Raw genomic sequence first — 26,417 nt, 5'->3', positions numbered from 1 at the left:
CTGGCTTATAGGTCTGAAAAACTGTAGGGCTGAAGCTCGGTGATCTGAGACAGCAGGATCAGATGCTCCACAGCCTTCACCTTCTCTAGATGATCGAGGGTGTCGGGGCCGCCGAACATCAGCGCTGGAACAAAGCCGTACATTTCGTCGTGACGCAGGGTGCCGAGCTTTTTCTTTGCGGGTTTGAACAGGTCGCCATAATCGTTGTATTCCACCTCTGTAGATAAAAGAAAATTTTGTAGTTCTCTATCCAGTTCATCGTTTGTGATTTCGAAGTCATCGACATCACATCGAGAAAGCACACTGGTTATTTTAAGAGAGGCTCCCGTTTTTTCACCCCATAGGTACAAATCACCGAAGGCGCTACGAGCAATAAGGTGGTAAGCATCTCGCTCTTCAAATTTCGTCCCTCCAATCCAGGAGGCCACTACCCCCTCGTACTCTTGTGGATTAACGATCCAAAAAATCCCCTCACCGTAACCGCACCAACCGTGTTCGGCCCAGTATTCCAGTAGCTGATTGGGTAGCTTGCCTCTATAGCGTTCGATACTAGACGCTGGTACTTCCTGTCGATCAATGGGACCGCCAAACGTATCCAGAAAAATTGAAAATACTTCATCCATTACGTTTCTCCTTAACATTTATGAAGTCTGACATTGAGATATGTGTCACCGCGTAAAGTCGCTGGCACTGTCTCAGCGGCCTTTTTCAAATTAGTTATTTTTGGTCCCCATTGAGGGCCAATGCTGGAGTTGACTTGTCGATCCCCGAAATCCGCGATGATGTCTTTACCGCCTGCACTCAAATCTGGATTATGCAGTCCTGCAAGGTTTGACATCGTTTCCTTGGCTTTTTTCAGGCTCTCTGCTTTCGCAATTCCGGGGCTCATCGTTTTCGAATACTCCCTTTGAAATCGTGTTTGCAATTTGGCTTGTAAGTTCTTTCGGGCCTGCCTAGCCGCCTCCCGACTACGCTTCACCGGATTGGCAATATTCTCCAGATATTCATCAACCGTCAGCCGATTCAGCCCGTCCTCTTGCCCCTTCAACTGCCGCTCGAACTCTCCGATTTTAGACGCCGGCATCTTGTCCGCTTTGAAGCATTCGACTTTATGAAGCGGCATGGCGTTCGGTTTGTCACGGGGCGAGTCCTTGTCTTTTCCGGGTGGGCGATTTGCTGGCGGCGCAGGCTCCTGCGGGCTGAGTGCACCTCTGCGCGGCCCTGCGGGTTGCAGGTCTGGTCGTTTTTTCAGTGCATCTTCATGCTTGAGCATCCATTCGCCCAGCCGTGCCCCTTTGGGGCTTGCTCGCATTTCCTGGGCAAGGACGTTTGCATTGCCTCGACCACGGGTGATGTAAGCAACGATTGCGCCCAGCAGCAGGACGACAACCTCCACATGCCCCAGTGCGATGTGATGGGCGGCCCTGTCTTCGGCAAAAGGATCGTCCTGGCTGAACGGATTCAACCCCCTCTCGCCGCGTGCGCCTTCCCATGCGATGGCGATGCCTTGCAGGTAATACTCGCCAATGCGCGGCAAACCCTCGGCGAAAAACTCAGTGATGGACGACAGACCGAGCATTCCCAGTATCCAGGTGCTGACTTGCATCCCCATCGCAGCGCCGGCAGCACCCAAGGGAATGGCACCGGCGCCTCCAACAAAAGCGCCGATACCTGCTCCGATCGCCCCGCCGGTCAAGGTACTGCCCGCGACGATCATTGCCATTTGAGCGACGACTTCGATCAGTTCTTTGAGGATGCTGGAGATATCGAGGTCAGAGAAGCGTTGCCTCAGTAAGCGATCTGCCTCCCATTCGGCGCGGTTGAACGCAGACCTGACGCTGTTGATACGACGGATATTGAGAGAGAGGGAGGGCGCGCGTTCGTTGAACTGCGTGCGATAGCTGGCTCCTCCCTGATAACCCATTTCATGGGTTATACGGTTTTCGATTTCTTGCCACGTGGGCACCATGTGCCATAAAAACATTCGAGTGTGTCTCCCTGACAGTTCGCCCCCGTTGGTGGGCTGATAATCCCGGCGTTCCTTGTTGAAATACGCTAACAATCTGTTGGAAGTGTTGATATAGGAAGCGTCACTCGCTCGAGTCAGAAACTTCCTCTATTACATATTGTTGCATCGTTGGTTTAGCAAAGACGTGCGTCAATCTTGTACCTGAATCTGTGCGTGGATGCATGACCTTGAGGGTAAATGATCGTGACTTGGTAGTCATCATGCTGAAAATGTAGATGATCTTCTTCTAACGTAACTCGATGGTGGCGTTCTGTTTGTAAGTCGCTACACTGCCCCGGCCGTTCATTTTTCTCTTGAGGCTGTGCGCATGAAATTTCGTTTTCTGCTGTGGATGCTGGGTTTGTTGATGGGTAAGGCCAGCCGGACCAATCCGGCGTTTCAGCAGCAGTTGGGTGACAAGGACCTGGTGTTCCAGCTGCAGACCCTGGACGGGAAAGTGGCGCGGCAATTCCGTGTGAAGGACCAGCGCATCACCAGCCAATCGGGTGTGCATGCCGAGCCTGCGTTTGCGATTGCCTTCAAAGACGCCGCGTATGGCTTTGCCACGATGCAGGCGAAGAACAAGCAATTGGCGTTCATGACCGGGATTCAGGACAAGTCGATTCAGATCAAGGGCAACCCGGCGCTGGTGATCTGGTTCCAGGGGTTGACCAAGTATTTGAAGCCGAAGAAGGCCAAGCCCAAGGCTTGAGGTCTTTAAGGTAGACCGAGTGATATTCATCGCGGGCAAGCCCGCTCCCACAGGATTTAAGCGATCCCTGTGGGAGCGGGCTTGCCCGCGATGCTGTTCAGCCTTGAGTAAATTGTGAGGCCAGTTCACGCAGCAGCACTTCAGCTTCCAGCACTTTGCTGACCACGTCTTCGGCTTTGGCGCGGCTCAGGCCGAGGCGTTCGAGCAGTGCGTCCGGGATGCCTTCGTCGGGGCCGGAGCCGATGCCTCGGCTGCGCAGCAGGCGCACCGACAGGCAGACCAGGTTCGGGTATTCGGCGTAGGTGCCGTCGTAGGCCGGGTCGTGCTGGAAGCGCAGGGCGGTGGACAGCTCTTCGGGCATGTCCCAGTAGCGCATCAGCCACGAGCCGATCTGTTCACGGCTGATGCCCAGCAGGTGTTGTTCCACGAAACTGTGGCACAGGTGCGGGTTGACCTCCAGGTGGCGGCAGATCAGCGAGAAGTGTGGCGGGAACACATGGGCCAGCAGCAGGTAGCCGAAGTTGTGCAGCAGGCCGGCCAGGTAGGTCAGGCCGGCTTCCGGACGCTGGGCGCGCGGCATGGCGCGGGTCAGGCCTTCGATCACGGCGGCGGTGTAGATCGATTGCTGCCAGTACGGCGTAGTTTGTTGCGGGTGATCCTTGGGCAGGCTCAGGGTTTTACCCAGGGCCAGGCCCAGTGCCAGGTTGATCACCAGGTCGAAGCCCAGCACTCGGACGATGGCATCTTCCACCGAGCGGATCTTGCCCGGCGAGGCGTAGTACGGCGACGCCGCCCAGCTCACGACTTGTGCGGCCAGCGCCGGGTCGGTTTCGACCACGCCGGTGATGTCGTCGATGGTGGCGTTGGGGTCGACGCGCAGCTTGATGATTTTTTGCGCGGTTTCGGCCAGTGGCGGAATCTCGATGGTCGCTTCCAGACGCTGCTGGATGCGCCGCGCGGTGAACGCCTGGACGGCCTGGGTGATTTCCTCGCGGTCGTCATCGGGGCGGTCGAGGTTGGGACGGATGCTGCTCAGGTTTTCGCCGAAGTTGGCGGCGCTGGCCTTGGTCAGCATGGTTTTGAAGTCTTCGCTGGAGACTTCCAGCAGCACGCCCGGCTCACCGGAGTTGATCAGCAACTTCGGCTCGCGCAGCAGGCTTTCGTCGTACAGGCACGGTGAACTGGTCAGCGCCGGCAGACCTGGCAGCAAGCTGAGGTTGTGCTTGCCGAGCATTTTTCTCAGGCGTTCGATGGGTACGGCGGCGAGGCGGCGACCAGTGAGTTCAGTGAGGCGATTGAGGTCCAGCAATTGGCTCTGCGGGAACAGCACCATCAATACGCCTACGCTGTCATCGAGCAGAACGGCCTGCACTTTGCGCGCGGCATTGAGGCCGTGACGGTCAAGCACTTCTTCGTAGGCAATGCCCAACTTGCCCAGCATCACCCGAATGACCGACGGAGCGTGCGGGGTGTCGGGTGCGAAGGCAACTTCGGTCATGGTTTGTATCCGTACTTAAACAATTGCAGGAGTATAACCAGCTTGCTTGGGACCACGCCTCAGAAACCGTGACGGTTGTCACACTTGGCCGTATTGTTGGCCATGACGCAGCCATCGGTCGAGCAGCGGGCTGACGTGGGTCGGCCAGCGCTCGAGCAATGCCTGGGCGGCATCCCGCACGGCGGGCAGCAAATCGGCATCGCGCATCAGGTCGGCGACCTTGAATTGCAGCAGGCCAGTCTGCCGGGTGCCGAGCATTTCGCCGGGGCCGCGCAGTTCCAGATCCTTTTCGGCGATGACGAAACCATCGTTGGTTTCACGCATGATGCCCAGGCGCTGGCGACCGATCTGCGACAGCGGCGGATGGTAGAGCAGCACGCAATGGCTGACGGCGCTGCCCCGGCCGACGCGGCCGCGCAACTGGTGCAATTGCGCCAGGCCCAGGCGCTCGGGGTTCTCGATGATCATCAGGCTGGCGTTGGGCACGTCCACGCCCACTTCGATCACCGTGGTCGCGACCAGCAGTTGCAGGTTGCCGGCCTTGAACTCGGCCATCACCGCGGCTTTTTCCGCAGGCTTCATGCGACCGTGGATCAGTCCCACCTTCAATTCGCCCAGGGCGGCGGTGAGATCTTCGTACGTGGTTTCCGCGGCCTGACAGGTGAGTTCTTCCGACTCTTCAATCAGCGTACACACCCAATAGGCCTGACGCCCTTCGGCGCAAGCGCTGCGCACCCGCTCGATGACTTCGACCCGTCGGGTGTCGGTGATCAGCACGGTGTTGACCGGGGTTCGGCCGGGGGGCAGTTCGTCGAGGATCGAGGTGTCGAGGTCGGCGTAGGCGCTCATGGCCAGCGTGCGCGGAATCGGCGTGGCGGTCATGATCAACTGGTGAGGGCACATGCGCCCGCCGACTCCTTTCTGTCGCAAGGCCAGACGCTGCTGTACGCCGAAACGGTGCTGTTCGTCGATGATCACCAGCGCCAGGTTCTTGAATTGCACTTCGTCCTGGAACAGCGCGTGGGTGCCGACCACCATCGGCGTGCCGCTGGCGATTTGCTCCAGTGCGGCGACGCGGTTCTTGCCCTTGAGCTTGCCGGCGAGCCACGCGACTTCAATACCCAGCGGCTCGAGCCAGCGCTTGAAGGTGATGAAGTGTTGCTCGGCGAGAATCTCGGTGGGTGCCATCAGCGCGACCTGATAACCAGCCTCCAGCGCTTGCAGTGCGGCAAGGGCGGCGACCACGGTTTTGCCGGCGCCGACGTCACCCTGGATCAGTCGCAGCATCGGTTCGTGTTGGCTGAGGTCATAGGCGATTTCATTGCCGACCCGCTGCTGGGCACCGGTCGGGCTGAAGCCGAGGTTGGCCAGGTATTTGGCCGGCAGTTGGGTGGCTTTGGCCATCGCGGGCGCACGCAGGGCGCGCATGCTTTCGCGCAGGCGTTGTTGCGACAGTTGATGGGTCAGCAGTTCTTCGAAAGCCAGACGGTGCTGCGCCCAGTGGTGACCGAGGGCCAGTTCATCGACGTCGGCATCGGCGGGCGGGTTATGCAGGTAGCGGATCGCATCGGCCAGCGGTGCCAGTTGGTAGTCGCGGGCCAGTTCGTTCGGCAGCCAGTCGGGCAGGCTGCTGGGGCCGAGCAGGGTAAGGGTCTGCATGCACAACTGGCGCAAGCGTTGTTGGGTCAGGCCTTCGGTGAGCGGGTAGACAGGGGTCAGGGTTTCATCCACTGGCGGCGGTTCGTCGCCAGTGATGGCGCGGTATTCCGGGTGGTAGATCTCCAGCCCCGAAGCGCCGGGCCGCGCCTCGCCGTAGCAGCGAATCCGCGTGCCGCGTTTGAGGCCTTCCTTCTGCGCATTGCTGAAGTGGTAGAAGCGCAGGCTGAGTCCACCAGTACCGTCCTGCAAGCGCACCACGAGGCTGCGCCGACGGCCCATGACCACATCGGCGCCGCTGACGGTGCCTTCGATGACTGCATCCTGTCCGGGTCGTAGCGCGCCAATCGGGACCACGCGGGTGCGATCCTGATAGCGCAGGGGCAGGTGAAACAATACGTCCTGGAGGTTTTCCAGGCCGACCTTGGCCAGCTTCTCGGCCATGGCTTCACCGACACCCTTGAGTGCCGTCACCGACACTTGCGACAACTCGCTCATGACCGTTGCTTAGCCCGCAGCGACTTGCGCCGCTGGCTTGGCCACCGAGCACAGGCGAATGGAGTCAGCGAGGATTTCAATCGCTTTCGGGCGCGGGAAGCTGGCGCGCCAGGCAATGGCCACGGTGCGGAACGGTACCGGTGCCGACAACGGACGCACCTCGATCACGCCAGGGGCGTAGTGATGGCTGTCGACTGCCGATAGCGGCAGGATCGAAATCCCGAGGCCCGAGGCGACCATGTGGCGAATGGTTTCCAGGGAGCTGGATTCCACTGTGGTGTGCTTGGCGCCGTCGTTGCCTTTGGTCAGGGTCGGACAGGCTTCCAGTACTTGATCGCGGAAGCAGTGGCCTTCGCCGAGCAGCAGCAGGCTCTTGTCGTTGAGCAGGCTGGCGTCGATGGATTCCTTTTGTGTCCACGGGTGCTGCGCCGGCATCAGCACGTAGAACGGCTCGTCGTAGAGTTGTAGGGTCAGCACATCGGCTTCATTGAACGGCAGGGCGATGATGATCGCGTCGAGCTCGCCGTTGCGCAGTTTGTCGCGCAGCACGTGGGTGAAGTTTTCTTCGATGTACAACGGCATCTGCGGGGCGACCCGGTGCAGTTGTGGAATCAGGTGCGGAAACAGGTAAGGCCCGACGGTGTAGATCGCGCCGACCTTGAGTGGGGCGGTCAGTTGGTTCTTGCCGGCCTGGGCCAGTTCGCGGATGCCTTGGGCTTGTTCCAATACCTTTTGGGCCTGGGCCACGATGCCTTCGCCGACGGGCGTCAGGCGCACGGCGCTTTTGCTGCGCTCGAAAATCAGCACACCGAGTTCGTCTTCAAGCTTTTTCACGCCCACCGACAAGGTCGGCTGGCTGACGTGGCAACGCTCAGCCGCGTGGCCGAAGTGCTGCTCTTGGGCGAGGGTAACGATGTAGCGTAATTCTGTGAGAGTCATAGCAAGCGTCCATGTAGTTGCGGGCCAAGCATACCGGCTGCAATCGATAGACGCACGTTATCAGACTGAGAGTGTCGAGTGACACCGGGCAATGCCGGTTTGCCGCTGGCAGATAAGAGAAAGGCACCTTTCGGTGCCTTTTTGGCTTGGAACGCGACCTTCCTGCTGGCAGAAATCCCTGTGGGAGCGAGCTTGCTCGCTCCCACAGGGGGCGCTCCCACATTTTTACCGGCGGCGTTTTTCCAGCGAGTAAACAAAGGGTGCAACGATTTCGATGGAGCCGTTGGTCAGCATGTCGGCCGGTGGCTTGGGCAGCGGTTGAGCGCGGCGGATCATTTCCAGGGTGGCCCGGTCCAGATCGGCAGTGCCCGAGGCGCCTACCAGCTCAAACGACAACACATTGCCTTCGGCATCCACAACGAAACGCAGACGGTTCATGCCTTCCTTGCCCCTCGCCTGGGCACTTGCAGGGTACTTCTTGTACTTCTGCAGGTGTGCCAGCAGCGTGCCTTGCCAGCTGGCCTTGGCCGCCAGTTGAGCCGGCGATGGGCCCGGCGCAGGCTGGGCGGATTTCTCCGTCGGTGCCTGAGTCTGCTGGGTTTCGGCCGGTTTTTCTTCGGCCGGTTTTTCCTTCGGCGGTTCGGGTTTCTTCTCTACCGGCTTGGGCGGCTGCGGCTTGGGCTTTGGCTTGACCGGCTTGGGCACGGCAATTTCAGCTTTCGGGGCTTCGGCGAGCTTGGGGATCGGTAGTTCTTCGACCGGAGCCGGTGGCTGCGGTGGGGTGACGACCTTCGGCGGAGCAGGCGGTGGCGGGGCAGGAACCGGTGCCAGTTCGACCATCATTGCCTGAGGGGGCAATTCGATGGGCGGACGGGCGGACCAGTTCAGCGCCAGCGCGATGGCCAGCGCGTGAACGCCCAGCACCACAGCCAGGCTACCGCTGTAACGCGTCAGCTTATGGCGCGTCGTGATCATTTCTTGGCTGCCGTCTCGAGTCCGACAAGACCGACCTTCAGGTAACCGGCGGAACGCAGGTTGTCCATCACGCTCATCAGGTCGCCGTAATCCACGCCTTTGTCGGCCTGGAAAAAGATTGTCGTGTCTTTCTTGCCCTGGGTCCTGGCGTCGAGGGTAGCGCCGAGTGCTTCGGCCTTCACCTCGTCTTCACCGAGGAACAGGCGCTGGTCAGCCTTGACGCTGAGGAACACCGGTTTTTCTGGCCGCGGCGCCGGTTTGGCGGTGGAAGCGGGCAGGTCGACCTTGATGTCCACGGTGGCCAGCGGGGCCGCCACCATGAAGATGATCAACAGCACCAGCATCACGTCGATGAACGGCGTGACGTTGATTTCGTGGTTTTCGGACAGATCGTCGTCTGCCCCTTCTTTCAAATGCAGGCCCATGGCCGATTACCCCACTTTCACCATGTGCGGTTGCGAGCTGCGCTCAGGCTGGTGGTCGAGGTCGCGGCTGACCAGCAGCAGGACCTGTGCCGACGCGTCGGACACCTGAGCCTTGTAACCGGCGATGGAGCGGGCAAAGACGTTGTAGATCACGACTGCGGGGATCGCTGCAACCAGGCCCAGCGCGGTAGCCAGCAGGGCTTCGGCGATGCCGGGGGCGACGACGGCGAGGTTGGTGGTCTGGGTCTTGGCGATGCCGATGAAGCTGTTCATGATGCCCCACACGGTACCGAACAGGCCGACGAACGGCGCGGTGGAACCAATGGTGGCCAGTACGCCGGTGCCACTGCTCATGTTGCGACCGCAGGCGGCGACCAGGCGTTCGAGACGGAAGCTGACGCGTTCCTTGATGCCTTCTTTCTCGCGGCTGCTGGCCGAGAGGCGCATTTCTTCCAGGGCGTCGTGGACCAACAGGTTGGCGAGCGTGCCTTCCTTGGCCGCGGTAGCGCTGGCTTCTTTCAAGGTGGCAGCTTTTTTCAGGTGGGCGATTTCACCGCGCAGACGACGCTTGGCGCCCATCAGCTCGAAGCCCTTGGCGATCCAGATGGTCCAGGTGATGATCGAAGCGATGGCCAGGCCGATCATCACGATTTTCACGATGACGTCGGCGTTCTGGTACATGCCCCAGGGCGACAGGTCGTGGGCCATGCCCAGGGTGTTGTCCGCTTCGAGGACTTCAGGGACGTCTTCACCCAGCGTTTCTGCCGGTGCTGCCTGGGCAGGATCGGTCGCGGCCGGAGCAACGGCCGGTGCAGGTGCTGCGGTAGCGGCCGGAGCAGCGGGCGCCTGGGCATCGGCGAAAGCGGCGACTGGCGTGAGCATCAGGCTGAGGAACAGGGCGGCCACCGCGCTCCAGGCGCGAGGTCGTTTGGTTGGCGAAGCGGAGAATTGATTGCGTGTCATGCTGGCCGGACCTGAGAGAATAAACGTGTGATGTTCTTCCAGGCCTCGAAAGGCCGAGAACAAAAGTGGTCCGCATTATTGCAAGTAATTCTTGTTAACAAAAGTAATAGAGTCTCTTTTTTTCCTGCATTGCTAGCCGCCTGTCTATTGCCGGCGCTAGTCTGTGGCTTTGCGATGGGAGTTTTCTGATGTCTGCGCCTACTGTTTTGATCGCCGGTTGCGGTGATGTTGGCAGCCGCCTGGCCACACAACTGCTGGCGGCGGGATGGGAGGTCCATGGCCTGCGACGCGACGTTTCACGCCTGCCCAAGGGCGTCATCGGCGTGGCCGGTGACCTGTTCAACAAAGACTGCCCGGCTACCTGGCCCATCGGCGCCGTGGATTACCTGGTGTATTGCGCGGCGGCCACCGATCACGACGAAGCCGGCTACCGAGCGGCCTATGTCCAGGGCCTGGAGCATGTGCTGGAGTGGCTGGACGACTACGGGCAGGTGCCCAATCGCCTGTTGTTCGTTTCCAGCAGCAGTGTTTACGGTCAGCAAAATGGCGAATGGATCGACGAGTCTTCACCAGCCGTGGCGACGGGCTATTCCGGACGTGTGATGCTCGAAGCCGAGCAACTTGCCCTTAAAAGCGGCATTGCGGCCAGTGTCGTGCGCCTGACCGGCATTTATGGTCCGGGCCGTGAGTGGCTACTGACTCAGGTCCGTCGGGGGTATCGCGTGGTAACCGATCCGCCGTTGTATGCCAACCGGATTCATGCCGACGATGCCGCTGGGTTGATGGCGTGCCTGCTTGAGGCGGATCGGCGTGGCGTGGCGCTGGATGATGTCTACATCGGCGTCGATGACGCGCCGGCAGCGCTGGCCGATGTGGTGGGCTGGTTGCGTGAGTACCTGGGTGTGACCGAATGGGCCGATGACGACAGCGTGCGCCGCACGGGCAGCAAGCGCTGCAGTAATGCGCGGGCAAAAGCGTTGGGCTGGACGCCGAAGTATCCGAGTTTTCGAGAGGGGTATGCGGCGATCATTGAAGGGCGCTGCTGACTTTACCGATTGCCACAAACCAAATGTGGGAGCGGGCTTGCTCGCGAATGGGGTATGACATTCAACATCTCTGTTGGCTGTTACACCGTTTTCGCGAGCAAGCCCGCTCCCACACGGGTTATGCGCAGGTTACTGCTTCTCGAGCAACCACTTGCGCTCACCCGGGGTGAACGAGGGCATCTCGTCTGCCTGCGCAGTGTTCACGGTCTGGAAAATCTCCAATTCCTTGCCCTTGCGCGCAAAGATCCAGGCGTTGCCCTGGCCATTGAGTTGCAGCCACATGTTGTCATTGCCGCCGCTCATGGAGGCGCAATCGCCGGCCAGGCACAACGCATAGCGATCGCTGCCTGGCAGGCCGGTCACCTGGCCGTCGGCCTGGAATTGAACCGTGTTGCCTTCGCCAGGGCCATTGACGATTGTCCAGCCGCCGCCCATGTAGGCGGAATACAGCGCACGTTCGAAGCTGGCGCCTATCGGTGCGCCATCCGGTACCTGGATCTGTACGCGGTCGAAGACTTGCTCGGGCTCATTGTCGCTGGCGGACTGACTCAGTTGCTTGCCGTCACGCTTGAGCTCACTGGCCGAGCTGCCATAAAAGTCGACTTTCCAGGCGCCGGATTGTTCACCCAGCAGCTTGCCGTCGACATTTTCAAAACCGTTGGTGTAGCGGGCCTGACCGGCCTTGGTGTTGATGTCCCATTCCAGGTTCGGGCCATAGGCCTGGAGCGCTTCACGCAGGGGGACGCCTTTGGCGGCAGCATCGATCGCCACCTGATTGATCCAGGTGCCGCTGATGTCGCGGTCGGCAGGGTTGCTGGCACATCCGCCCAGGAACAGGGCGAGCAGCGAGAGAGCAAGCGCGTTGCGCATGGGTGGAATCCTTTCAAGCATTCTTTACAGCAGAGCAGTCGGCGCAGCCCGAGGCTGCGCCGCACGCATTACTCGATGACCAGGATGGCATCCATTTCAACCTGCGAACCCTTTGGCAGGGCTGCTACGCCGATGGCGGCGCGGGCAGGGTAAGGCTGGTCGAAGTACTTGCCCATGATCTCGTTGACCTTGGCGAAGTGGCTCAGGTCGGTGAGGAAGATGTTCAGCTTGACGATGTCCTTGAACGAACCGCCGGCGGCTTCAGCCACGGCCTTGAGGTTCTCGAACACCTGGACGGTCTGGGCTTCGAAGCCTTCAACCAGTTCCATGGTTTTTGGGTCCAGGGGAATCTGGCCCGACATGTAAACGGTGTTGCCAGCCTTGATCGCCTGGGAGTAAGTGCCGATGGCGGCCGGGGCCTTGTCGCTGGTGATAACAGTCTTGGTCATGTAGGACTCCTTGTAATTAGGGACTTAGGCGCGCATGCGGGTGATGCGAATCACCCCGGTCAAGGCGCGCAGTTTCTTGATCACGCGGGCCAGGTGCACGCGGTCGTGCACGCTGACCACCAACTGGACCACGCTGATGCGACCATCGCGTTCGTCCATGCTGATTTTCTCGATGTTGCCATCGGCGGCATTGACACTGCTGGCCAGCAGGGCGATAAGCCCGCGCTGGTGTTCCAGCTCGACGCGCAGCTCGACGTTGAATTCGCCGGTGACATCCTTGGCCCACGAGAGCTGGATGCACTTTTCCGGGTTGTGGCGGATTTCGCTGATGTTGCGGCAGTTGTCCAGGTGCACGACCATGCCTTTGCCCGCAGACAAGTGGCCGACAATCGGGTCGCCCGGGATTGGCGTACAGCACTTGGCATAGCTGAGCACCAGGCCTTCGGTGCCGCGAATCGCCAGCGGGCCTTCCGGACTTGGCAACTGTTCGCCTTCGCCCAGCAGCCGGCGGGCCACCACATAGGCCATGCGATTGCCCAGGCCGATATCTTCCAGCAGGTCTTCGATCAGTTCCAGGCGGTACTCGACGAGCATCGCTTTGACGCGTTCGGCCGGGATTTTTTCCAGCGAGCTGTCGAAACCGTTTAGGACCTTGTTCAGCAGGCGTTCGCCGAGGCTGATGGATTCGGAACGGCGTTGCAGCTTCAGGGCGTGGCGAATGTGCGTGCGCGCCTTGCCGGTGACCACGAAGTTGAGCCAGGCCGGGTTCGGCCGCGCGCCGGGAGCGCTGACGATCTCGACCGTGGAGCCGCTTTGCAGCGGTTCGGACAGCGGCGCGAGACGACGATTGATCCGGCAGGCAATGCAGCTATTGCCCACGTCGGTGTGAACCGCGTAAGCGAAGTCGACTGCTGTGGAGCCCTTGGGCAGCTCCATGATCCGGCCTTTGGGTGTGAACACGTAGACCTCGTCCGGGAACAGGTCGATCTTCACGCTTTCGATGAATTCCAGCGAGTTACCGGCACGTTGCTGCATTTCGAGCACGCCCTTGACCCACTGACGGGCGCGGGCGTGAGTGCCTTTTGGTTGCTCGTCGCCGCTGGATTTGTACAGCCAATGGGCGGCAATGCCGTTGTTGGCCATCTCTTCCATTTCACGGGTGCGGATCTGGATCTCGATCGGAACACCGTGCATGCCGAACAGCGTGGTGTGCAGCGACTGATAGCCGTTGGCCTTGGGGATCGCAATGTAATCCTTGAAGCGCCCCGGCAATGGTTTATATAAGTTATGTACGGCACCCAGCACGCGGTAGCAGGTATCGACCTTGTCGACGATGATCCGGAACGCGTAGACGTCCATGATCTCGTTGAAGGCCCGACGCTTGCCGCGCATTTTCTTGTAGATGCCGTAGAGGTGTTTCTGGCGACCGCTGACCTCGCCCTGGATGCCGTCGATGGCCAGGCAGTGGCTGAGGGATTCTTCGATCTTGTTGACGATTTCCTTGCGGTTGCCACGGGCGCGCTTGACGGCCTGGTAGATCCGCGCGGAACGCATCGGGTGCATGGCCTTGAAACCGAGGTCTTCGAATTCTATGCGGATGGCGTGCATGCCCAGCCGGTTGGCGATGGGCGCATAGATTTCCAGGGTTTCCTTGGCGATGCGTCGGCGTTTTTCGCCGGACAGCACTTCCAGCGTGCGCATGTTGTGCAGGCGGTCGGCAAGCTTGACCAGGATCACGCGAATGTCGCGAGCCATGGCCATGGCCATTTTCTGGAAGTTTTCGGCTTGGGCTTCGGCCTTGGTCTCGAAGTTCATCTGGGTCAGTTTGCTGACCCCGTCGACCAGTTCGGCCACGGTTTCGCCGAACTGTGCTTGCAGCGCTTCCTTGGCAATACCGGTGTCTTCGATCACGTCATGCAGCATTGCGGCCATCAGGCTCTGATGGTCCATGTGCATGTCGGCAAGAATATTCGCAACCGCGAGTGGGTGCGTGACGTACGCCTCGCCGCTACGGCGGCGTTGGCCGTCGTGGGCTTGTTCGGCGTAGAAATACGCTCGGCGGACCAGATTGACCTGGTCCTTGCCGAGGTAGGTCGATAAGCGATCGGCGAGGGCGTCTATGCTCGGCATGATGTCTCCTGCCGTAAGCTTTTATCCCGCGCCGTGCTACGTCGACCAGGCATAGGCTTAGACGGCCTCGTTGGACTCGTCCTCGAATGCAGCAAAAAGCGGTTCATCTTCAACGATTTCGGCTTCGGCGATAGCTGCGTAGTCGATCAGGCCTTCAGCGATTTCACGCAGGGCGACGACGGTAGGCTTGTCGTTTTCCCATGCTACTTTCGGCTCTTTGCCGCCGGTGGCCAGTTGACGGGCACGCTTGGTAGAGAGCATGACCAGCTCAAAGCGGTTATCCACGTGTTCTAGGCAGTCTTCAACGGTTACGCGGGCCATGGTCTTCCTCGTAGCAAATGCAATATGCGCGCTGCCCGGATGGGCGAGCGGACTCGACAGTTTAAAAAATCACCAGCGTTTAGGGAAGCGCTGATTTTTTGATCAAGCCCTTCAACGCGCTACAAGTGCCAATGTAAAGCCCTTGCAGCGGTTTTGGGAAGAGCTGATTAACCGAGCAATTCAGCCAGTAATTTGCCGTGGCGCTGCTGCTGGCGCTTCTGGATCAGCTGATTGGCGCGGAAAATCGCCTTCAGATCGTGCAGCGCGTGGGCGAAATCGTCGTTGATGATCAGGTAGTCGTAGTCGACGTAGTGGCTCATTTCGCTGACGGCTTCGCGCATCCGGCCATCAATGACTTCGTCACTGTCCTGGCCGCGATTGGTCAGGCGCTGGTGCAGGGCCTGCAATGACGGCGGCAGAATGAAGATCGAGCGGGCCTGAGGCATCAGCTTGCGCACTTGCTCGGCACCTTGCCAGTCGATTTCCAGAATCAGGTCGTGGCCTTCGTCCAGGGTCTGCTGCAGGTGGCTTTGCGAAGTGCCGTAGAGATTGCCGAACACTTCGGCGCGCTCGAGGAAATCCCCGTGTTCGATCATCTTCACGAACTGTTCGCGCGCGACGAAGTTGTAGTTCACGCCATCCACTTCGCCCGGGCGCATGGCGCGGGTGGTGTGGGAGACCGAGACGCGGACCTCCGGATTGGCGTCGGTCAGGGCCTTGACCAGACTGCTCTTGCCCGCGCCCGAAGGGGCGGAAATGATGTACAGGGTGCCGGTGCTGTGGGTCATGTCGGGATAGCCTTACTCAATATTCTGCACTTGTTCGCGCATCTGCTCGATCAACACCTTGAGGTTGACCGCAGCCTGGGTGCTGCGCGGGTCGAAGGCTTTGGAGCCCAGTGTATTGGCTTCGCGGTTGAGTTCCTGCATCAGGAAGTCCAGGCGCCGACCGGCGGCACCGCCGGATTTGAGCACCCGGCGAACTTCGATGATGTGAGTGCTCAGGCGATCCAGTTCTTCGGCGACGTCGCTTTTTTGCGCGAGCATGACCATTTCCTGCTCCAGGCGCTGCGGGTCCATCTCGGCCTTCATGTCTGCGAAGCGGTCGAGGACTTTCTGGCGCTGGGTGGCGAGCATTTGCGGGACCAGTTCGCGCAAGGTCACCACGTCTTCTTCGATGGAGCTCAGGCGCTCATTGATCAGCCGCGCCAGTTCGGCGCCTTCGCGCTCGCGGCCGGCTTTCAGTTCTTTGAGCCCTTGGTTGAACAGGGCCAGCGCTTCGGCGTTCAAGGCTTGCGGGTCGGTGGCGTCGCCTACCAGTACGCCGGGCCAGGCCAGGACTTCCAGCGGGTTCAGCGCTGCCGGGCTCTTGATCAGGCTGGCGATGGTCTCGGCGGCGGCGACCAGTTGCGCGGCGCGCTCCTGATCGATTTGCAGCGCCTTGCCGGTGTTTTCTTCGGTGAAGCGCAGGGTGCATTCAAGCTTGCCCCGCGATACTCCCTGGCGCAGGGCTTCACGAACAGCACCCTCGAGGTCGCGAAAGGACTCCGGCAGGCGCAGGTGGGGTTCCAGGTAGCGGCTGTTGACCGAGCGCAGTTCCCAGCTCAGGGTGCCCTGGACGCCGGCTTTCTCGACGCGGGCGAAGGCGGTCATGCTGTGCACCATGGAGGTACCTCGCAAGGCAGATCGGCACAGAACCGAGGTTCCAGTCCGATATCAATGAATTAAAGCCGACTGGCAGCAAAGGCGCAGGATTGTAGCGCAGTGGCGCGGATGCGCCCAAACATGCGGTGTGACAAAACGCGGCAGGCCTGCATCGACGCGCGGTACAGAGCCCTCGGTCGTCGGCGGAATTTTTTAGAAGTGCCCAGTGGCGGCCGGCGGCTCTATAATGCTCCGCAGTTTTCCGTCCCCAGTACAGGTACTCCCTATGATACGTCCAAGTGGTCGCGCTGCCGATCAGCTCCGCTCGATCCGCATCACCCGCAACTACACCAAACACGCCGAGGGTTCTGTGCTGGTCGAGTTCGGCGATACCAAGGTCATCTGCACTGTCAGCGTTGAACCGGGCGTACCGCGTTTCCTGAAAGGCCAGGGTCAGGGTTGGCTGACCGCCGAGTACGGCATGCTGCCGCGCGCTACCGGCGAGCGTAACCAGCGTGAAGCCAGCCGTGGCAAACAAGGCGGCCGCACCCTGGAAATCCAGCGTCTGATCGGTCGCTCCCTGCGCGCTGCGCTGGATATGTCCAAGCTCGGTGACGTCACCCTGTACGTCGACTGCGACGTGATCCAGGCTGACGGTGGCACCCGCACCGCGTCGATCACCGGCTCCATGGTTGCACTGATCGATGCCTTGAAAGTCATCAAGAAGCGTGGCGGCCTGAAGGGCGGTGACCCGGTCAAGCAGATGATCGCTGCTGTTTCCGTGGGCATGTACAAGGGTGAGCCTGTGCTCGACCTCGACTACCTGGAAGACTCGGCCGCCGAGACTGACCTGAACGTGGTGATGACCAGCGCTGGCGGCTTCATCGAAGTCCAGGGCACTGCCGAAGGCGCGCCGTTCCAGCCTGAAGAGCTGAACGCGATGCTCGAGCTGGCCAAGAAAGGCATGAACGAGATCTTCGAACTGCAAAAGGCCGCACTGGCTGACTGACCGGACTGCTCCAGACAAGGAGGACACCATGAGTGACGAGCAACTGCCGCTGCCCACGCCGAGCCAGGAGGTGCGCCAGTGGGCCATGTTTTGCCACTTGTCCGCCTTGCTGGGGATCTGGATTCCGTTCGGCACGATCATCGGCCCGCTGATTCTCTGGCAGATGAAGCGCGAGATGGACCCGTTCATCGATGCCCAGGGCAAGGAAGCGCTGAACTTTCAGTTAACCGTGGCGATCGCCTCGGCTATCTGTTTCCTGCTGATGGTGGTGATAATCGGGTTCTTCCTGTTTGGCCTGGTCGCGATCGGTGCGCTGGTGCTGACGATCATTGCCGGGGTGAAGGCCAATGAAGGGCAGCCATATCGGTATCCGTTCACCTGGCGGTTGATCAAATAACGATCAATGCGCTCCCCCTGTAGGAGCGAGCTTGCTCGCGATGTTGTATCAGGCGCATTGTTGCCCACTGACACACCATCGCGAGCAAGCTCGCTCCCACAGAAAAGCAAAAACGAGTGCCCACAAAAAAGCCGACCCTGAAGTCGGCTTTTTTGTGTCTGCGAAACGACGCTTAAATGGTCAGCGTCCAGTCGTAGTCCACGATCAGTGGCGCGTGTTGCGAGAACCGCGGCTGGCGTGGCAGGCGTGCGCTGCGTACAAAGCGGCGAAGGCCAGGGGTCAGCAACTGATAGTCGAAGCGCCAACCGAGGTTGAGCATCTCCGCCTGTTCGTTGTCCGGCCACCAGCTGTACTGGTCGCCTTCACGGCTGACTTCACGCAGGGCGTCGACATAGCCCATGTTGCCGACAATCTCGTCCATCCAGGCACGTTCAGGTGCCAGGAAGCCCGGAGATTGCTGGCTGTCGCGCCAGTTCTTGATATCCAGCTTCTGTTGCGCCACGTACAGCGAGCCACAATAAATGTACTCGCGGCGTTTGCGTCGCTGTTTATCCAGATAACGGGCGAAGTCGTCCATTAGCTTGAACTTCTGGTTCAAGTCTTCATCGCCGTTCTGCCCTGAAGGGAGCAGCAAGGTCGCGATGCTGACCTTGTCGAAATCGGCTTGCAGGTAGCGCCCGTAGCGGTCGGCCGTCTCGAAACCGAGACCGCTGATGACAGCCTTCGGTTGCAGCCGCGAATACAAAGCCACGCCACCTTGGGCGGGAACTTCGGCATCGCAGGCATAAAGGAAGTATCCATCCAGTTGGAAGGCTGGATCGTCCAGTTCAAAGGCGGAGGCGCGGGTGTCCTGCAGGCAGATGACGTCGGCATTCTGTGCCTGCAGCCAACTGAGCAAACCACGCTCGACTGCAGCCTGAATACCATTGACGTTCACACTGATGATCCGCATAAATGGCCCCAAAAATCGCGTGCGTGTATGATACACGGCGTCAAGCTAATTAGCTAAATCCGTGGTATTTGGGGTTTTTCATGCAAGCGTATCAGCGCGATTTCATCCGTTTTGCCATCGATCGCGGCGTTTTGCGCTTCGGTGAGTTCACCCTGAAGTCCGGGCGCACCAGTCCATACTTCTTCAATGCAGGCCTGTTCAACTCGGGTTCGGCCCTGGCGCAGCTTGGACGCTTCTACGCCGCTGCCATTGCCGAGAGTGGCATTGCCTTCGACGTGCTGTTTGGCCCGGCCTACAAGGGCATCCCGTTGGCGGCGACCACCGCCGTGGCCCTGGCCGAGCATCACAACCGTGACCTGCCATGGTGCTTCAACCGCAAGGAAGCCAAGGCCCACGGCGAAGGCGGCAGCCTGGTTGGCGCACCCCTGACCGGCGACGTTCTGATCATCGACGATGTGATCACCGCTGGCACCGCGATCCGTGAAGTGATGCAGATCATCGCCTCCCAGGACGGCGCCAAGGCTGCCGGCGTGCTGATCGCCCTTAACCGTCAGGAGCGTGGCAATGGTGAGTTGTCGGCGATCCAGGAAGTCGAGCGTGACTTCGGCATCCCGGTCATCAGCATCGTTTCGCTGAACCAGGTGCTGGAATTCCTGGCGGACGATCCGCAGCTCAAGCAGCATCTGCCGGCCGTGGAAGCCTACCGCGCGCAGTTCGGCGTCTGACGTAATCCGCTTTTGTGGGAGCGGGCTTGCTCGCGAAGGCGGTAGATCATTCAACATTGATGTTGACTGACATAACGCCTTCGCGAGCAAGCCCGCTCCCACAGGTTTGTCGCTAAATGAGAAAGACCCCGCTCAGCCAGGCCGAGCGGGGTCTTTTTGTTTGCGTTATCGCTTAAGGACGTTTGCGATTGCTGATCAGGGTGCCCACGCCGGTATCGGTGAAGATTTCCAGCAGGATTGCATTCGGCACGCGACCGTCGATGATCAGCGAGCTGCCCACACCGCCCTGGACCGCTTCCAGTGCGCAACGGATCTTCGGCAGCATGCCGCCGTAGATGGTGCCGTCGGCGATCAGGTCGTCGACTTGCTGGGTTGTCAGGCCGGTCAGGACCGTGCCCGACTTGTCCATCAGGCCGGCGATGTTGGTCAGCAGCATCAGCTTCTCGGCTTTCAGTGCTTCGGCGACTTTACCGGCCACCAGGTCCGCGTTGATGTTGTACGACTCGCCGTTGGCACCGACGCCGATGGGCGCGATCACCGGGATGAAATCACCCTTGACCAACAGGTTCAGCAGGTCGGTATTGATGCCGACCACTTCGCCAACGTGGCCGATGTCGATGATTTCCGGGGTGGTCATTTCCGGGGTCTGGCGGGTAACGGTGAGCTTCTTCGCGCGAATCAGCTCGGCATCTTTACCGGTCAGGCCGATAGCGCTGCCGCCGTGACGGTTGATCAGGTTGACGATGTCCTTGTTGACCTGGCCGCCAAGGACCATTTCCACCACGTCCATGGTCGCCGCGTCGGTGACGCGCATGCCGTCGACGAAATGGCTTTCGATCGACAGGCGCTTGAGCAGGTCACCGATTTGCGGGCCGCCACCGTGAACCACCACCGGGTTGATGCCCACGGCCTTCATCAGCACGATGTCGCGGGCGAAGCCGGTTTTCAGCTCCTCGCTTTCCATCGCGTTGCCGCCGTATTTGATCACCAGTGTCTTGCCGACATAACGGCGGATGTAAGGCAACGCTTCGGACAGGACCTTGGCGGTGTTGGCGGCGGCTTCGCGTTCGAGGGTCATTCAGGGCTCCGGGTGAATCAGAACGGTAGTTGGAGATCAGGTGCAACACGCTTCAACTGGACTTTGAATACGTCCTTGATGCGCTGCAATTCAGCCTCGTCATCGGCCTCGAAACGCAGCACCAGCACCGGTGTGGTGTTGGAGGCGCGTACCAGGCCCCAGCCTTTGGCATAGTCGACTCGCACGCCGTCAATGGTGGTCAGGTCGGCGCCTTCGCCCCACTGCGCATCGTGCAATGCAGCAATGATGCTGAATTTGCTCTCTTCGGTCACATGGATATTGATTTCCGGCGTAGAAATATCGTTCGGGAAGGTCGCGAACAACTCTTCGGCCGATGATTTTTCCTTGCTGAGGATCTCCAGCAACCGCGCGGCGCTGTAGATGCCGTCGTCGAAACCGAACCAGCGCTCCTTGAAGAAGATGTGCCCGCTCATTTCGCCAGCCAACAGGGCGCCGGATTGTTTCATTTTCTTTTTGATCAACGAGTGACCGGTCTTCCACATTAGCGACCGGCCACCGTATTCCTTGATCAGCGGAATCAGGCGACGGGTGCATTTGACGTCGAAGATGATTTCGGCGCCCGGGTTGCGCGCCACGACGTCGCGGGCGAACAGCATCAGCAGACGGTCCGGGTAGACGATGCTGCCGGTGTTGGTCACCACGCCGACGCGGTCGCCATCGCCGTCGAAAGCCAGGCCGATGTCAGCGTTGGTTTCCTTGACCTTGGCGATCAGGTCCACGAGGTTTTCAGGCTTGCCCGGGTCCGGGTGGTGATTCGGGAAGTTGCCGTCCACTTCGCAGAACAGCGGGATGACTTCGCAGTTCAGCGCTTCGATCAGTTGCGGGGCGATCACGCCGGCCGCACCGTTGCCGCAGTCAACGACCACTTTCAGGCGACGGGCCAACTTGATGTCCTGGACGATTTCGGTGGTGTAGCGGTCGAGGATCTCGACTTGGGTGATGCTGCCCTGGCCGCTGCCAAGGTTATTGGTTTTGAGGCGGTCGTGCAGGGCCTGGATCTGTTCGTTGGCCAGGGTGTCGCCGGCAATGACGATCTTGAAGCCGTTGTAGTTCGACGGGTTGTGGCTGCCGGTGAGCATCACGCCGGATTTGCCGGCCAGTACGTTGGCGGCGTAGTAGAGCGCCGGAGTCGGGACCAGGCCGACATCACTGACATGGCAGCCGCTGTCGGCGATGCCTTTGATCAGTTGCGCGACCAGTTCTGGGCCGGACAGACGGCCATCGCGACCGACGGACACGTTTGGCTCGCCTTGGGCCAGGCTTTGGGAGCCGACTGCGCGGCCGATCCAGTAAGCGGTTTCGGCGTTCAGGAATTCCGGGACTGTGCCGCGGATGTCGTAGGCGCGGAAGATGCTGTCAGGGAACTTGGGTGCGACTTTGGCCGGGGTATTCATCTGTGGAAATGCTCCATCTCGAAAGTGGCTGGACAGGCCGCCGATTCTTTCGGCAGCAGGTTCAAACTGAAGGGTATGACGGCGTTTTCCGCAGAGAGTTCGTGCTGTGAAAGGGCCATGATGCCCGTGACGGCAAGGGTTTGGCCGGGCAATGCCTTGATTTTCGGAGCTAAACCTTGCAGATGACAATTTGAATTTTGTAGCGAGGGAGTCAGATCCCCCGCCACAAGAACAGCGTTACCGCATCAGCGGGTACCGGTATGGCCGAAACCGCCAGTGCCGCGCTCGGTTTCAACAAACTCTTCAACCATCTCGAAGTGAGCCTGCACCACCGGCACCAGCACCAGTTGCGCCAGGCGCTCGCCAACCGGCATGGTGAATTCGGTCTGGCCACGGTTCCAGCAGGAAACCATCAATGGGCCTTGGTAGTCGGAGTCGATCAGCCCCACCAGGTTGCCCAGCACGATGCCATGCTTATGGCCCATCCCTGAGCGCGGCAGAATCAGCGCCGCCAGGTTCGGGTCGCCGATATAGACCGACAGACCGGTGGGGATCAGCACGGTTTCACCCGGCTTGATCACGGTGTCCTGTTCCAGCATGGCGCGCAGGTCGAGGCCGGCGGAGCCCGGTGTGGCGTATTGCGGCAGCGGGAATTGGGTACCGATGCGGGGGTCGAGGATCTTGGCTTGCAAAGCGTGCATGTAAATTAAACCTGGTTCAGACGTTCGGCGATAAAGGTGATCAGCTGGCGAGCAATCTTGCTCTTGCTGGTCTGGGCGAAGAGTGTGGCGTGAAGCTCGCGATCAATGACGCTGCAAGCGTTTTCTTCGCTGTTGAAGCCAATGCTCGGGTTGGCGACGTCGTTGGCGACGATCAGATCGAGGTTTTTGTCTTTCAACTTGCGTGCAGCGTAATCGAGCAGGTGTTCGGTCTCGGCGGCGAAACCGACACTGAACGGGCGGTCGGGGCGGGTGGCGATGGTGGCCAGGATGTCCGGGTTACGCACCATCTGTAGCAACAAGCCGTCGCCGTTCGTAGGATCTTTCTTGAGTTTCTGCGGGGCGACGACTTCCGGACGGTAATCCGCGACCGCTGCCGAGGCGATGAACAGGTCGCAAGGGATCGCCGCTTCACACGCAGCGAGCATGTCGCGGGCGCTGACCACGTCGATACGGGTGACTCGATCCGGAGTCGGCAGGTGCACGGGGCCGGTGATCAGGGTCACACGGGCACCGGCCTCCACAGCGGCTTCGGCCAAGGCGAAGCCCATTTTTCCTGAGCTGTGGTTGGTGATGTAGCGCACCGGGTCGATGTTTTCCTGGGTCGGGCCGGCGGTGATCAGCACGTGTTTGCCGGTCAGTGCCTGACGCTGGAAGCAGTCGGCGGCGCACTGGGCCAGTTCAAGGGCTTCGAGCATGCGCCCCAGGCCGACGTCGCCGCAGGCCTGGCTGCCGGAGGCCGGGCCGAAGACCTTGATGTCGCGGCTTTCGAGGGTTTGCAGGTTGGCCTGGGTCGCCGGATCGCGCCACATCGCCTGGTTCATTGCCGGTGCAACGGCGACCACTGCGTCGGTGGCCAGCACCAGCGTGGTCAGCAAATCATCGGCAATGCCTTGGGCCAGGCGGGCGATCAGGTCCGCCGTGGCGGGGGCGATCAGCACCAGGTCGGCCCATTTGGCCAGTTCGATGTGGCCCATGGCCGCCTCGGCCGCCGGGTCCAGCAGGTCCAGGTGGACCGGGTGCCCGGACAGGGCCTGCATGGTCAGCGGGGTGATGAACTCTGCGCCGCCACGGGTCATGACCACGCGTACTTCGGCGCCCTGGTCGATCAGGCGGCGAACCAGGTCGGCGCTCTTGTAGGCAGCGATACCGCCGCCGACGCCCAGAACAATGCGTTTCCGATACAGCCGCTGCATAGGCCTGCCTTTCAATTCGTTGGTGACATACGTGGCGAAACCCCCTCCCCAGGGTGAATTCGCCCGCAAAAAAGATGGGCTACGATATCACAGCGACCGCTACGGAACAGCGGTGCCCACAGACAGGGAGGTGCTATGAGTATTCGCGATTGGCCGGCGACGGAACGGCCGCGGGAGAGGTTGCTTGAACAGGGCGCGGGAAGCCTTTCAGACGCCGAACTGCTGGCGATCTTTTTACGTACGGGCGTGGTGGGTAAAAGTGCAGTAGATCTGGCGCGACACCTGTTGAATCAGTTTGGCAGCCTGCGTTTGCTGCTTGAGGCCGATCAGGAAACGTTCAGCAAGCAGCTGGGGCTTGGGCCGGCGAAATTTGCACAGTTACAGGCTGCGCAAGAAATGAGCAGGCGCCATCTGGCCGAGCGAGCGCGCCAAAAATCGGCACTGGAGAATCCGCACGCGGTCCGTGAGTACCTGAAATCGATGCTGCGCCACGAGCCGCACGAGGTGTTTGGGTGTCTGTTTCTCGATTCCAGGCATCAGGTACTGGCGTTCGAGACGCTGTTCCGCGGCTCCATCGACAACACCAGCGTTCATCCGCGAGAGGTGGTCAAGCGCGCCCTGGCCAACAATGCAGCGGCATTGATCCTCTGCCACAACCATCCTTCGGGCAACTCCGACCCCAGTCAGTCCGACCGGGTGCTGACCAAGCGCCTGCAAAAGGCGCTGGAGTTGATTGACGTGCGGGTGCTTGACCATTTCATCATCGGCGACGGCGATCCGTTGTCGATGGCTGAGTATGGGTGGATGTAGGGACTGTGCAAGCGAAACCCATGTGGGAGCGGGCTTGCTCGCGAAAGCGGTGTATCAGTCAGCAATGATGGCGACTGACACTCCCTCTTCGCGAGCAAGCCCGCTCCCACAGGGTTTTGTAGTGGGGCGGATTATTTGAGGTTGACCTTCGAGTAATCCTGCCGGCCGAACGGGCTGACCGAGTACCCCTCGACATCCTTGCGCGTCAGCGCGAAGGCCGTCGGGTGAGCCAGTGGTAGCCACAGCGCCTGCTGCTGGATCTGCGCCTGGGCCTGTTCGTAGAGTTTGCTGCGCACACCTTGCTCGCCGGTGGTCTTGCCGGCGCTGATCAGCTTGTCCAGGTCCTGATTGCAGTAGCGGGCGAAGTTGGTACCGGACTTGACCGCGGCGCAGGAAAACTGCGGCGTGAGGAAGTTGTCCGGGTCACCGTTGTCACCGGCCCAGCCCATGAACAGCAAGTCATGTTCACCGGCCTTGGCGCGGCGGATCAGTTCGCCCCATTCGATCACGCGGATTTCAGCCTGAATGCCGATTTCCGCGAGGTCAGACTGAAGCAGTTGAGCGCCAAGGCTTGGGTTGGGGTTAAGCAGGCTGCCGGAAGGGCGGGTCCAGATGGTGGTCTGGAAGCCGTCCTTGAGTCCGGCCTTGGCCATCAAGGCTTTGGCCTTCGCGATGTCGTGAGGGTAACCCGGCAGGCTTTTCGCGTAGCTCCAGGTGTTGGGTGGATACGGACCGTTGGCCGCCTCGGCAGTGTCTTCGAACACGGCTTTGACATAGTTGGCCTTGTCGAAGGCAAGGTTGATGGCCTGGCGGACTTCAGGCTTGTCCAATGGCGGATGCTGGCTGTTGATGCCGACGAATGCGGTCATGAACGCATCAGTCTTTTCGATTTTCAGCGTCGGCTCTTTCAGCGCTTCCTGTACGTCAAGAGGCTTGGGCGACAGGGCGATCTGGCATTCGTTACGGCGCAATTTCTGCAAACGCACGTTGGCGTCCGGGGTGATGGCGAAGATCAGCGGATCTACAGAGGGTTTGCCACCGAAGTATTCGGGGTTGGCTTTGTAGCGAACCGAGGCGTCCTTCTGGAAGCGGGTGAAAACGAACGGCCCTGTGCCGATCGGCTGGCTGTTGAGCTTCTCGGGTGTGCCGGCCTTCATCAGTTTGTCGGCGTATTCGGCCGAATAGATCGAGGCGAAGCCCATGCTCAAGGTTGCCAGGAAAGTCGAATCCGGGTGGTCGAGGGTGAAGCGTACGGTCTGCGGATCGAGGGCGTCGATCTTCTTGATCAGTGCAGGCAACTGCATCGATTGAGCATGGGGGAAGCCGCTCTGGGCGACTTTGTGCCACGCATTGGCCGGGTCGAGCATGCGGTCGAAGCTGAAAATCACGTCTTCGGCGCTCAGGTCGCGCGTCGGGGTGAAATACTCGGTGCGATGGAATTTCACCTGCGGGTGCAACTTGAAGACGTACGTCAGGCCGTCGGGGCTGACTTCCCAGCTGTCGGCGAGGCTGGCGACCACTTTGCCACTGGCCGTGTCAAAGTCCACCAGGCGATTCATCAACACATCGGCCGAGGCGTTGGTGGTGGTCAGCGAGTTGTACTGCACCACGTCGAAGCCTTCAGGGCTGGCCTCGGTGCAGACGCTCAGGGCGGCGGCAAAGGCCTGTGGGCTCAGCAGAAGCGGGGCGAGCAACAGCGGTAGGGCAGCGAGGCGCATGGTCGGCTTCCTTTACAGATCGAAGGCCCATCTGCAAGTGCAGTCTGGAAAAGGCTTACCCTAGTGGGCTCTTTTGCAAATGACTATCCCCTTTTTCATTTTGAGGGGACTATAGCGCCTCAATTTTCTGTGAGGCGGGCGAGCAAAATCCTTATTTGGCCGGTTGGCCGATTCTCTGCGACGAGTGGTCGCCATCGACGATAGCCTTTGTCCAAGGCGCTCGGAGCCCGGAAAACGGGGTTTTTGTGAATTCAACGCACACTGA

At 60.3% G+C, this 26,417-nt stretch carries 25 protein-coding genes and 1 pseudogene; 6 read left to right on the top strand and 20 right to left on the bottom strand.

The genetic code is table 11. The annotated features are described in order from the left end of the window. Positions 1–5: 5 nt before the first annotated feature. On the bottom strand, positions 6–623 hold the full coding sequence (locus tag AC07W4_RS03260; RefSeq protein ID WP_495031465.1) for a GAD-like domain-containing protein: 618 nt from the start codon (positions 621–623) through the stop codon (positions 6–8). Positions 624–634: 11 nt separating this feature from the next. Then, entirely contained in the window at positions 635–1,984 is a 1,350-nt protein-coding gene (locus AC07W4_RS03255) for a DUF6861 domain-containing protein (RefSeq protein ID WP_495031464.1), read from the bottom strand. A 352-nt stretch (positions 1,985–2,336) separates the two neighbouring features. Here AC07W4_RS03255 and AC07W4_RS03250 point away from each other — a divergent pair, with 352 nt between their 5' ends. Continuing rightward, a complete protein-coding gene (locus tag AC07W4_RS03250; RefSeq protein WP_007975192.1) occupies positions 2,337–2,720 on the top strand; it encodes a hypothetical protein in 384 nt (127 codons plus the stop codon). A gap of 97 nt (positions 2,721–2,817) precedes the next feature. Here the strand turns inward: AC07W4_RS03250 and AC07W4_RS03245 are convergent, their stop codons facing one another. The 6 genes from AC07W4_RS03245 to exbB form a co-directional block, all read right to left on the bottom strand. Continuing rightward, positions 2,818–4,218: an aminoacyl-tRNA deacylase and HDOD domain-containing protein gene (locus AC07W4_RS03245; protein WP_495031463.1), complete on the bottom strand. Its 1,401-nt coding sequence runs from the start codon at positions 4,216–4,218 to the stop codon at positions 2,818–2,820. 78 nt (positions 4,219–4,296) lie between these two features. After that, complete coding sequence (recG, locus tag AC07W4_RS03240; protein ID WP_495031462.1) at positions 4,297–6,372, bottom strand: ATP-dependent DNA helicase RecG; 2,076 nt, start codon at positions 6,370–6,372, stop codon at positions 4,297–4,299. A gap of 9 nt (positions 6,373–6,381) precedes the next feature. Beyond that, complete coding sequence (locus AC07W4_RS03235) at positions 6,382–7,311, bottom strand: hydrogen peroxide-inducible genes activator (protein ID WP_008047093.1); 930 nt, start codon at positions 7,309–7,311, stop codon at positions 6,382–6,384. Between the two features lie 225 nt (positions 7,312–7,536). After that, on the bottom strand, positions 7,537–8,286 hold the full coding sequence (locus AC07W4_RS03230; RefSeq protein WP_015097375.1) for an energy transducer TonB family protein: 750 nt from the start codon (positions 8,284–8,286) through the stop codon (positions 7,537–7,539). After that, positions 8,283–8,711 (bottom strand): TonB system transport protein ExbD, encoded by a 429-nt coding sequence (gene exbD, locus AC07W4_RS03225; RefSeq protein ID WP_007975187.1) that lies wholly within the window; start codon positions 8,709–8,711, stop codon positions 8,283–8,285. The genes AC07W4_RS03230 and exbD overlap by 4 nt, the downstream gene beginning before the upstream one ends. A 6-nt stretch (positions 8,712–8,717) precedes the next feature. Continuing rightward, positions 8,718–9,674, bottom strand: coding sequence for a tonB-system energizer ExbB (exbB, locus tag AC07W4_RS03220; protein WP_495031461.1), 957 nt, complete (start codon positions 9,672–9,674; stop codon positions 8,718–8,720). Positions 9,675–9,862: 188 nt separating this feature from the next. Between exbB and AC07W4_RS03215 the strand changes: the two genes are divergently transcribed. Further along, a complete protein-coding gene (locus AC07W4_RS03215; RefSeq protein WP_495031460.1) occupies positions 9,863–10,720 on the top strand; it encodes an SDR family oxidoreductase in 858 nt (285 codons plus the stop codon). Between the two features lie 129 nt (positions 10,721–10,849). Here the strand turns inward: AC07W4_RS03215 and AC07W4_RS03210 are convergent, their stop codons facing one another. From AC07W4_RS03210 to AC07W4_RS03185, 6 genes are all read right to left on the bottom strand, one after another. Next, entirely contained in the window at positions 10,850–11,590 is a 741-nt protein-coding gene (locus AC07W4_RS03210) for a hypothetical protein (protein WP_008047086.1), read from the bottom strand. 68 nt (positions 11,591–11,658) lie between these two features. Beyond that, a complete protein-coding gene (locus AC07W4_RS03205; protein WP_003229509.1) occupies positions 11,659–12,039 on the bottom strand; it encodes a RidA family protein in 381 nt (126 codons plus the stop codon). Between the two features lie 24 nt (positions 12,040–12,063). Further along, on the bottom strand, positions 12,064–14,169 hold the full coding sequence (gene spoT / locus AC07W4_RS03200; RefSeq protein ID WP_008047084.1) for a bifunctional GTP diphosphokinase/guanosine-3',5'-bis pyrophosphate 3'-pyrophosphohydrolase: 2,106 nt from the start codon (positions 14,167–14,169) through the stop codon (positions 12,064–12,066). A gap of 57 nt (positions 14,170–14,226) precedes the next feature. Further along, entirely contained in the window at positions 14,227–14,490 is a 264-nt protein-coding gene (gene rpoZ / locus AC07W4_RS03195; RefSeq protein WP_007921129.1) for a DNA-directed RNA polymerase subunit omega, read from the bottom strand. Between the two features lie 167 nt (positions 14,491–14,657). Continuing rightward, positions 14,658–15,278: a guanylate kinase gene (gmk, locus tag AC07W4_RS03190; protein WP_008047082.1), complete on the bottom strand. Its 621-nt coding sequence runs from the start codon at positions 15,276–15,278 to the stop codon at positions 14,658–14,660. A gap of 12 nt (positions 15,279–15,290) precedes the next feature. Continuing rightward, complete coding sequence (locus AC07W4_RS03185) at positions 15,291–16,154, bottom strand: YicC/YloC family endoribonuclease (protein ID WP_150671936.1); 864 nt, start codon at positions 16,152–16,154, stop codon at positions 15,291–15,293. A 265-nt stretch (positions 16,155–16,419) separates the two neighbouring features. On the opposite strand from AC07W4_RS03185, the gene rph reads away from it, so the two are divergent. Then, a complete protein-coding gene (gene rph / locus AC07W4_RS03180) occupies positions 16,420–17,142 on the top strand; it encodes a ribonuclease PH (protein ID WP_007989575.1) in 723 nt (240 codons plus the stop codon). Positions 17,143–17,170: 28 nt separating this feature from the next. Then, positions 17,171–17,539: a DUF4870 domain-containing protein gene (locus AC07W4_RS03175; protein WP_008047080.1), complete on the top strand. Its 369-nt coding sequence runs from the start codon at positions 17,171–17,173 to the stop codon at positions 17,537–17,539. 172 nt (positions 17,540–17,711) lie between these two features. On the opposite strand, the gene crc is transcribed toward AC07W4_RS03175, so the two are convergent. Next, positions 17,712–18,491: a catabolite repression control protein Crc gene (crc, locus tag AC07W4_RS03170; protein WP_003176915.1), complete on the bottom strand. Its 780-nt coding sequence runs from the start codon at positions 18,489–18,491 to the stop codon at positions 17,712–17,714. An 80-nt stretch (positions 18,492–18,571) separates the two neighbouring features. On the opposite strand from crc, the gene pyrE reads away from it, so the two are divergent. Beyond that, positions 18,572–19,216: an orotate phosphoribosyltransferase gene (gene pyrE / locus AC07W4_RS03165; RefSeq protein ID WP_008047079.1), complete on the top strand. Its 645-nt coding sequence runs from the start codon at positions 18,572–18,574 to the stop codon at positions 19,214–19,216. 172 nt (positions 19,217–19,388) lie between these two features. Here pyrE and argB read toward each other — a convergent pair whose 3' ends face one another. From argB to coaBC, 4 genes and pseudogenes are all read right to left on the bottom strand, one after another. Further along, positions 19,389–20,294 (bottom strand): acetylglutamate kinase, encoded by a 906-nt coding sequence (gene argB / locus AC07W4_RS03160; protein WP_008047078.1) that lies wholly within the window; start codon positions 20,292–20,294, stop codon positions 19,389–19,391. 17 nt (positions 20,295–20,311) lie between these two features. Next, positions 20,312–21,688: pseudogene (locus AC07W4_RS03155) on the bottom strand (phosphomannomutase/phosphoglucomutase); the annotation flags it as partial. A gap of 266 nt (positions 21,689–21,954) precedes the next feature. Then, positions 21,955–22,410 carry a dUTP diphosphatase gene (dut, locus tag AC07W4_RS03150; RefSeq protein WP_495031459.1) on the bottom strand — a complete coding sequence of 152 codons (456 nt, stop codon included), beginning with the start codon at positions 22,408–22,410 and terminating at the stop codon, positions 21,955–21,957. A 5-nt stretch (positions 22,411–22,415) separates the two neighbouring features. Next, the gene (gene coaBC, locus AC07W4_RS03145; RefSeq protein WP_102700099.1) at positions 22,416–23,624 is read right to left on the bottom strand and encodes a bifunctional phosphopantothenoylcysteine decarboxylase/phosphopantothenate--cysteine ligase CoaBC; all 1,209 of its coding nucleotides are present in this window, start codon (positions 23,622–23,624) and stop codon (positions 22,416–22,418) included. Positions 23,625–23,759: 135 nt separating this feature from the next. Here coaBC and radC point away from each other — a divergent pair, with 135 nt between their 5' ends. Beyond that, positions 23,760–24,434: a RadC family protein gene (radC, locus tag AC07W4_RS03140; protein WP_495031458.1), complete on the top strand. Its 675-nt coding sequence runs from the start codon at positions 23,760–23,762 to the stop codon at positions 24,432–24,434. 131 nt (positions 24,435–24,565) lie between these two features. On the opposite strand, the gene AC07W4_RS03135 is transcribed toward radC, so the two are convergent. Further along, entirely contained in the window at positions 24,566–26,152 is a 1,587-nt protein-coding gene (locus tag AC07W4_RS03135) for an ABC transporter substrate-binding protein (RefSeq protein WP_495031457.1), read from the bottom strand. Positions 26,153–26,417 lie beyond the last annotated feature (265 nt).

This window comes from Pseudomonas sp. GW821-FHT02A08, from assembly GCF_059422045.1.
This window is presented reverse-complemented; position numbering and strand designations above follow the sequence as displayed.

What these genes read in the sequence shown, in the direction of transcription:
- spoT (WP_008047084.1), bottom strand. Translation starts at nt 14,169, where the DNA reads ATGCCGAGCATAGACGCCCTCGCCGATCGCTTATCGACCTACCTCGGC.
- gmk (WP_008047082.1), bottom strand. Translation starts at nt 15,278, where the DNA reads ATGACCCACAGCACCGGCACCCTGTACATCATTTCCGCCCCTTCGGGC.
- AC07W4_RS03250 (WP_007975192.1), top strand. Translation starts at nt 2,337, where the DNA reads ATGAAATTTCGTTTTCTGCTGTGGATGCTGGGTTTGTTGATGGGTAAG.
- AC07W4_RS03185 (WP_150671936.1), bottom strand. Translation starts at nt 16,154, where the DNA reads ATGGTGCACAGCATGACCGCCTTCGCCCGCGTCGAGAAAGCCGGCGTC.
- argB (WP_008047078.1), bottom strand. Translation starts at nt 20,294, where the DNA reads ATGACCCTCGAACGCGAAGCCGCCGCCAACACCGCCAAGGTCCTGTCC.
- AC07W4_RS03175 (WP_008047080.1), top strand. Translation starts at nt 17,171, where the DNA reads ATGAGTGACGAGCAACTGCCGCTGCCCACGCCGAGCCAGGAGGTGCGC.
- exbD (WP_007975187.1), bottom strand. Translation starts at nt 8,711, where the DNA reads ATGGGCCTGCATTTGAAAGAAGGGGCAGACGACGATCTGTCCGAAAAC.
- crc (WP_003176915.1), bottom strand. Translation starts at nt 18,491, where the DNA reads ATGCGGATCATCAGTGTGAACGTCAATGGTATTCAGGCTGCAGTCGAG.
- AC07W4_RS03245 (WP_495031463.1), bottom strand. Translation starts at nt 4,218, where the DNA reads ATGACCGAAGTTGCCTTCGCACCCGACACCCCGCACGCTCCGTCGGTC.
- dut (WP_495031459.1), bottom strand. Translation starts at nt 22,410, where the DNA reads ATGCACGCTTTGCAAGCCAAGATCCTCGACCCCCGCATCGGTACCCAA.
- AC07W4_RS03135 (WP_495031457.1), bottom strand. Translation starts at nt 26,152, where the DNA reads ATGCGCCTCGCTGCCCTACCGCTGTTGCTCGCCCCGCTTCTGCTGAGC.
- AC07W4_RS03205 (WP_003229509.1), bottom strand. Translation starts at nt 12,039, where the DNA reads ATGACCAAGACTGTTATCACCAGCGACAAGGCCCCGGCCGCCATCGGC.
- AC07W4_RS03235 (WP_008047093.1), bottom strand. Translation starts at nt 7,311, where the DNA reads ATGACTCTCACAGAATTACGCTACATCGTTACCCTCGCCCAAGAGCAG.
- rpoZ (WP_007921129.1), bottom strand. Translation starts at nt 14,490, where the DNA reads ATGGCCCGCGTAACCGTTGAAGACTGCCTAGAACACGTGGATAACCGC.
- AC07W4_RS03210 (WP_008047086.1), bottom strand. Translation starts at nt 11,590, where the DNA reads ATGCGCAACGCGCTTGCTCTCTCGCTGCTCGCCCTGTTCCTGGGCGGA.
- AC07W4_RS03255 (WP_495031464.1), bottom strand. Translation starts at nt 1,984, where the DNA reads ATGTTTTTATGGCACATGGTGCCCACGTGGCAAGAAATCGAAAACCGT.
- coaBC (WP_102700099.1), bottom strand. Translation starts at nt 23,624, where the DNA reads ATGCAGCGGCTGTATCGGAAACGCATTGTTCTGGGCGTCGGCGGCGGT.
- AC07W4_RS03260 (WP_495031465.1), bottom strand. Translation starts at nt 623, where the DNA reads ATGGATGAAGTATTTTCAATTTTTCTGGATACGTTTGGCGGTCCCATT.
- exbB (WP_495031461.1), bottom strand. Translation starts at nt 9,674, where the DNA reads ATGACACGCAATCAATTCTCCGCTTCGCCAACCAAACGACCTCGCGCC.
- rph (WP_007989575.1), top strand. Translation starts at nt 16,420, where the DNA reads ATGATACGTCCAAGTGGTCGCGCTGCCGATCAGCTCCGCTCGATCCGC.
- pyrE (WP_008047079.1), top strand. Translation starts at nt 18,572, where the DNA reads ATGCAAGCGTATCAGCGCGATTTCATCCGTTTTGCCATCGATCGCGGC.
- recG (WP_495031462.1), bottom strand. Translation starts at nt 6,372, where the DNA reads ATGAGCGAGTTGTCGCAAGTGTCGGTGACGGCACTCAAGGGTGTCGGT.
- AC07W4_RS03230 (WP_015097375.1), bottom strand. Translation starts at nt 8,286, where the DNA reads ATGATCACGACGCGCCATAAGCTGACGCGTTACAGCGGTAGCCTGGCT.
- radC (WP_495031458.1), top strand. Translation starts at nt 23,760, where the DNA reads ATGAGTATTCGCGATTGGCCGGCGACGGAACGGCCGCGGGAGAGGTTG.
- AC07W4_RS03215 (WP_495031460.1), top strand. Translation starts at nt 9,863, where the DNA reads ATGTCTGCGCCTACTGTTTTGATCGCCGGTTGCGGTGATGTTGGCAGC.